The organism is Limnofasciculus baicalensis BBK-W-15 (assembly GCF_024178385.1).
Taxonomy (GTDB): domain Bacteria; phylum Cyanobacteriota; class Cyanobacteriia; order Cyanobacteriales; family Coleofasciculaceae; genus Limnofasciculus; species Limnofasciculus baicalensis.
This window is the reverse complement of sequence record NZ_JAMZMM010000354.1, coordinates 1-6,404: the sequence shown is the minus strand read 5'-3', so window position 1 is coordinate 6,404 and position 6,404 is coordinate 1. Positions and strand designations below refer to the sequence as shown.

At 39.9% G+C, this 6,404-nt stretch carries 5 protein-coding genes; all 5 read left to right on the top strand.

Translation table 11 applies throughout. From position 1 onward, the window contains the following. Window positions 1-495 precede the first annotated feature (495 nt). Window positions 496-1,356, top strand: a complete 861-nt coding sequence (locus NJ959_RS24250) for an ABC transporter ATP-binding protein (protein WP_254014320.1) — start codon at window positions 496-498, stop codon at window positions 1,354-1,356. Window positions 1,357-1,428: 72 nt separating this feature from the next. Continuing rightward, window positions 1,429-2,439, top strand: coding sequence for an ABC transporter substrate-binding protein (locus tag NJ959_RS24245; protein WP_254014319.1), 1,011 nt, complete (start codon window positions 1,429-1,431; stop codon window positions 2,437-2,439). 354 nt (window positions 2,440-2,793) lie between these two features. Beyond that, complete coding sequence (locus NJ959_RS24240) at window positions 2,794-3,648, top strand: ABC transporter permease (protein ID WP_254014318.1); 855 nt, start codon at window positions 2,794-2,796, stop codon at window positions 3,646-3,648. Between the two features lie 64 nt (window positions 3,649-3,712). Next, the gene (lnt, locus tag NJ959_RS24235; RefSeq protein WP_254014317.1) at window positions 3,713-5,476 is read left to right on the top strand and encodes an apolipoprotein N-acyltransferase; all 1,764 of its coding nucleotides are present in this window, start codon (window positions 3,713-3,715) and stop codon (window positions 5,474-5,476) included. Window positions 5,477-6,100: 624 nt separating this feature from the next. Continuing rightward, window positions 6,101-6,247, top strand: coding sequence for a hypothetical protein (locus NJ959_RS24230; RefSeq protein WP_254014316.1), 147 nt, complete (start codon window positions 6,101-6,103; stop codon window positions 6,245-6,247). The last annotated feature ends 157 nt before the right edge of the window (window positions 6,248-6,404 follow it).

The window sequence follows — 6,404 nt, the reverse complement described above, 5'->3', positions numbered from 1 at the left end:
CCCTTGTCCCCCTTGTCCCCTTCAATCCGCCATTTGGCGTAGAATTTTTCAGAAATATGGCTGATGTCAGCGATCGCGAAGATAGATGACAATTAAGGGGTAAGAACACCTCCAACAGAAACCCCTAAAAATTTAGGCTTGCACGTTAAGAACTATTCCCCTGAATTCGTGCAAGCCTATTTTTTATTTGTTTATGAAGTGCGATGGTGTTGCCAATTTACGTCACTACTTTGTGATTTCTGATACAGTTATTGGTGGCAAAAACTGATATCTGTTTTTCCTAGTAGGTAAAATTTATTTATGAGAATATTTTTAGTCGCTTCCTCGTGGAAGAATAGGTGATTATTTAACCACTAAGATACTAAGACACTAAGGATGAGAAAAGAATAGTTGGGTAATCTTATTGGTGGATGGGAGTAAATAGGATAGTTAAGGTGGAAGAACCCAAAAGAAAAAATTATCTGATAAAGATACACTCTTAGGAGGGTTTTGTCAATGGAGGAGACTAATTCAATAATTATGCAAGTTCAAGATGGCATCCATCGAAGTTATTCCGATCTATCCAGCCCAGATTTTATCTATAAACTTGAAGTAAAAGATATTTGTAAATCCTACTCAACTCGCGGGCAGGAAAAAATTACTGTCCTCCAAGAGATTAACTTGCAGATTTTACCCAGAGAATTCGTTTGTTTGGTAGGTACTTCTGGTTGTGGTAAATCAACTTTATTGAATATCATGGCAGGGCTAATTTCTCCCTCTTCGGGGGAGGTATTTGTCGATGGTAAACCTGTGACTGGAAAACCGGGTTCAGATCGTGGTATGGTGTTCCAAGGTTATACCCTTTATCCTTGGCTAACTGTGGCGCAGAATGTAGCCTTTGGTTTGCAGTTTCAGAAAATGCCTAAACCACAACAACGGGATCGTGTTTGCTATTTTCTGGATGTGGTTGGACTTGGTAAATTTGCTCATAATTATCCTAAACAGTTATCTGGTGGTATGAAACAACGGGTAGCAATTGCCCGCGCCCTCGCCAATGAACCCGCACTATTGCTAATGGATGAACCTTTTGGGGCATTGGATGCTCAAACTAAGGAACAGATGCAGGAATTTTTACTAAATTTATGGGAAAAAACTCAGATAACTATAGTAATGATTACTCATGATGTGGAAGAGGCTATTTATCTATCGCAGCGGGTTTATTTGATGGGGACACATCCAGGGAAGATTCAGCTAGAAATTCCCATCCAATTGCCAGAATATCGGGATTTAGATATTAAACTATCATCAGAATTTGTTGATATTAAACGGCAAATTATTCATGGTTTAAGAACCGAGCGAACAACGATCAATTTCTGATATAATTTCATTGAGGATAGATATTCTAAAGTTATCTCGATTGGCAAATACAATTCAGGGGGCAACTAATAAATGTTTAAACAATCTGCTCTGATTCGATGGTTTTCTCTGGCAATAGTTTCTCTATTTCTAATAATTGCCTGTTCGCCGCAAGTTACTAACAATTCTTCTAATAAGAGTTCACCTCAATCTCAACCCTTAGTCTCGGCAACAAATAATTGGGTGGGATATTCCAGTCATCATGTTGCTGTTGGTAAGAATTTATTCTCAGGAGAGGGTTTAAAAGTAAAAGACCTATTTTTTCAGAGTGGCAGTGAAGAAATGACGGCATTTTTGGCTGGTAAAATTGATGTAGGCTGGTTTTCCTCTGGAAATGTAGTTCAGATGGCGGCAAAAGATCCATCGATTAAAATTATTTACTTAGTTGACTACTCTAATGGCTCGGATGGTATTATCGGACGAGGGATTAAATCACCCCAGGATGCTAAGGGGAAAACCATCGCTCGTGAAAACATCCTGTTTGAAAAAATTTTATTGCAAGCTTACTTGCAAAAAGCTGGATTGACTGAGAAAGATGTGGTTATCAAAGATTTGTCTGCCCCAGATGCTGGAGCGGCTTTCGCCGCGAAAAAGGTGGATATTGCGGTAACTTATGAGCCTTATTTGAGTCAATCTGCCAAGATAGGTGGAGGTGAAGTCATCTTTTCTACTAAAGATACAAACTTAATTGCTGACGTTGTAATTGCCCGCGATAGTTTGATTAAATCCCGCAAAACGGATTTACAAGCTTATTTTAGAGCTGTTGATAAAGCTGTTGATTTACTGAATGCTGGTGATGAAGAAGCTCTGAAGATTGCCGGGACAAAATTAGGGATTACGGCGAAAGAGGTGAAGGAACAATTGCAGGGAGTGAAACTATTTGATTTGGATAGTAATAAGTCAGTAGCCTTCAATAAAGACGATCCTAAGAGTTTAATCGGCAATTTAAAGGCAACGGTGAAGGGAGCTAAGGAATTTAACATTATCTCCCAACCGATGGAGGTTGAAAGCCTATATGATGATTCGATTGTCAAGTCAATGTAATCTGGATTTAATAGGCTAGATTACATATAGTGGTAATGGTGCGTTAGCAAAGCATAACGCACCCTACTAAAATCCGCTGTTCGTAGTAAGGACTTTAGTGCTTTTTCTATGGTATGTTTAGGCACTGAAGTGCCTACTACAAACTAGATGGAGATAAGGGGGATTGATATCATTTATGCTGTTCGTAGTCAGCACTTTAGTGCTTTTTCCCTGGTATGTTTAGGCACTGAAGTGCCTACTACAAACTAGATGGAGATAAGGGTGATTGATATTATTTATAATGATGAGAACAACGATGGAAAAATTTTAAATCATCTTGAAGCTTGCTCTCGTGGCATTATTTAGGTAATATCAATGGCTAATTCTAGTTTAAAAATACCCCAACCATCACCTCGCAAATATCTCTATTTGCCACCATCAGTTTTCTGGAGTATTCGTCAGGAATTTCCCAAATGGTTGTCATTATTATTGGTGGGAATTGCTCTGATTGTACCATTACTATTGTGGACAGCGATTAGTTCCCTTAATCTAGTCCCCCCAATTTTTTTACCAACACCAGCAGCCGTGATGAATGCTGGAATTAAAATGTTCGCAGAGGACAACTTAACTCTGGATGTTATTGTCAGTAGTACTCGCGTTTTAGCAGGTTTTATAGTTGCCGGAATTATTGGTGTACCCATGGGATTAGCAATGGGAACATTTTATAGTTTAGATAGTCTATTTGCCCCCATTGTTGGCACGGTGCGCTATATGCCTGTGACAGGATTTGTCCCTCTAATTGTGATTTGGTTGGGTTTAGAAGAACCTTCTAAAATTTTGATTATTATGTTAGGAGTGGTACTCTATAACGCCATTATGGTTGCCGATGCAGTTAAGTTTATTCCCAATGAGATGATTAACGTCGCTTACACCCTCGGTGCAACTCGCCGAGATGTTGTGTTTAAGGTGATTATTCCTGGGGCATTTCCCAGTATTCTTGATACTCTACGTGTTAATATTTCTGGTGCTTGGAATTTCTTGGTTATTGCTGAATTAGTTGCTTCTCAGAATGGTTTGGGATTCAAAATTATTCAAGCACAACGTTTTTTGCAAACAGATAAAGTTCTCTTCTGCATTGCTTTAATTGGGGTAATTGGCTTAGTAATTGATTACGGGTTGAAGTGGATTTCTCAGCGACTTACACCTTGGGCTGATCAAATTCATCATTGAATATCTTGACCAAGATATGATATTTTACAACTATTGCGCAGTTATAGCATTTCTCAAATGATTTATGAAAATTCCTAAGCTATTTTGGCAATCTGCCCCATTCCTCCTGGCTGGGTTTGGTGGTATCCTGATGGGATTAACACCTGGACCTGTGGAAGCTTGGTTTTTGGCTTGGGTTGCATTAGTGCCCCTTTGGTTTCTTGTTGCCAGAAGTAAAAGTATCCGCCATAGTATTTTATATGGTTTGATTTGGGGTATTGGCTATCACGGTTTGGCGCTATCTTGGATTACTGGTATTCATCCGATGGATTGGATGGGAGTGCCCTGGTTAGCAAGTATTAGCATAGCAGTTTTTTGCTGGACTTTTATTACTCTCTGTGGCGCTATTTTAGTATCCTTATGGGCAGGATTAATAACCCTATTAAATAACTGGGAATTCTCAATCAAAAAAAATGGGGCAAAAACTCAAAACCCCAAACTCAAAACTCTATTTCGCATCCTACTAGGGGTAGGATTATGGTGTGGATTAGAAGCAATTTGGAGTAGTGGCTCCCTCTGGTGGTCCTCTTTATCTTATACTCAAAGTCCCCATAATCTAGTTATTTTACACCTTGGTAAGTTATCTGGACCGTCAATGGTGACAGCGGCAATTGTTGCTGTGAATGGGTTGATGGCTGAAGCTTGGATTAGTTATGACTATAGTCAAGAGATGAGGCGGTGGGATTGGGAATCACCCCAATTTGGCAAAAACCTAAGTTATATTCTTCCTCCCCCCTTCAACAAGGGGGGTTGGGGGGGTGAAAATTTTGGCAACAAACAAGTATCTTTCCCAAAACAGGATGCTCCCTGGGAAGATGGAGAGAAAAACAATTATTCCCAATTACCAAAAGAGTCTATTACTTACTTTAGTATAGCAATTGGGTTACTATTTATCTTACACGCGATCGGATTTGGACTCTACAGTCGTCCCCTAAATCAACCAACTGAAACCGCACTCAAAGTTGGGATTATTCAGGGTAATATTTCAAATCGCATTAAGCTTTATCCTGAAGGTTGGTATCGAGCAATTCAAGGTTATACTAAAGGTTACAATAAATTAGCAGATGAGGGAGTGCAAGCGGTTTTGACACCAGAGACAGCATTGCCCTTTTTGTGGGAAAATCAGGTACGCGATCGCAGTCCCTTTTATTCTGCTATTTTAGATAAAGGTGTTTTGGCTTGGGTAGGAGCATTGGGAGAGGAAGGAGGCGGTTTTACAAATAGTCTATTTACTGTCACTGGTGCGGGAGAAACTTTCAGCCGTTATGATAAAACTAAGTTAGTGCCCTTGGGAGAATATATTCCTTTTCAGGAAATTTTGGCTAAGTTAATTAACCGACTTTCTCCATTAAATGCCGATCTAGTACCTGGCAAACCCAACCAAGTTTTTGAGACACCTTATGGCAGAGCAATTGTCGGGATTTGTTACGAATCTGCCTTTGCTAATCATTTCCGCAAACAAGCAGCAAATGGTGGCGAATTTATTCTTACTGCTTCTAATAATGCCCATTATACTCAAACAATGCCAGCCCAGCACCATGCCCTGGATGTGATGCGGGCAATTGAAACGGATCGTTGGGCGGTGCGAGCGACAAATACAGGGTATTCTGGTATTGTAGATCCCCACGGTAAAACTATTTGGATTTCTGGGATTAATATTTATGAAATTCATTCAGATACTATTTATCGGCGACAAACACAGACACTTTACGTGGAGTGGGGAGATTGGCTAACTCCTCTGCTCTTAGTCTTGGCCGCTTTAACTCGTGGCCTAATATTATATGGGTAGTAAGTACCCCATTATTACCGATCGGAAAAAACCATTGCCAAATCCGTTGCCCAAGGCTCTTGACAGTTGACACATGTCAAGTTAATATTAGATAATGGAAATCTGTGCGCTCCTGTAAAGTAAGTTTTTCAACCTCAAATAAACTCACTTGTAGTTTTCTGCGCTCCTTTATCCTTCTGTTTAGTGGCAAGGTTTATTTTTAACACAGAGGTACGCAGAGGTGACACGGAGGTACACAGAGGATTAACCGGAGATCTCTGGTTCTGGGCTATATCTATATATAATGAGGCGCAATGTGGGAATTACCATCTTAAAATATGGTAAGGTGACGCTTGTTATATCGGTACTCCGAATTAACGATGGGTAGTTGACAACCCTATTCTACGCACTCTTACCCGATTGATTTGCGATCGCGCAGTGGGCACTTCCTGCCATCGCCAGCAATCCCAATTAAAACCTTTGCGCCCTTTGCGTTAAAAATAAACCTTGCGACTAAACGGCAGGATCAAAGAAAACCAAGTTTATTTGATCGTTAAAAACCGACATTACATGAGCGCACAGATTCCCATTGTCTAATAGTAACCTCACCACTGTCAAATGTCAAGAGGCTTGGGCAACGGATGGATGATTGGTGGGTGGGATGGTTTGAGGAAATTATCGATATTTTCGGCTGATATCCATCTATTAGCCCAAACAGCTCAACAACTTTACACACTGGCTAAATATCGGGAGTTGGAAGAAACCGCCGAATTTAGATCGCTTTTTCCCTAAATTGAAAATATACAGTTTAAATGCGGAGCAGCTTACTAAGTCACAAAAAAGCCGCTATTCCCAAAAAGGTTATTAGCCCTCCTTTGGATTATTGGACAATAGTAGCTGAAACGACGCAATCTCGTCAAGTATTGAGAATTAATCTTAATAAATTTAA

Bases quoted from the DNA above. Each gene is read 5' to 3' on its own strand.
- NJ959_RS24250 (WP_254014320.1), top strand. From the start codon at position 496: ATGGAGGAGACTAATTCAATAATTATGCAAGTTCAAGATGGCATCCAT.
- NJ959_RS24245 (WP_254014319.1), top strand. From the start codon at position 1,429: ATGTTTAAACAATCTGCTCTGATTCGATGGTTTTCTCTGGCAATAGTT.
- NJ959_RS24240 (WP_254014318.1), top strand. From the start codon at position 2,794: ATGGCTAATTCTAGTTTAAAAATACCCCAACCATCACCTCGCAAATAT.
- lnt (WP_254014317.1), top strand. From the start codon at position 3,713: ATGAAAATTCCTAAGCTATTTTGGCAATCTGCCCCATTCCTCCTGGCT.
- NJ959_RS24230 (WP_254014316.1), top strand. From the start codon at position 6,101: ATGATTGGTGGGTGGGATGGTTTGAGGAAATTATCGATATTTTCGGCT.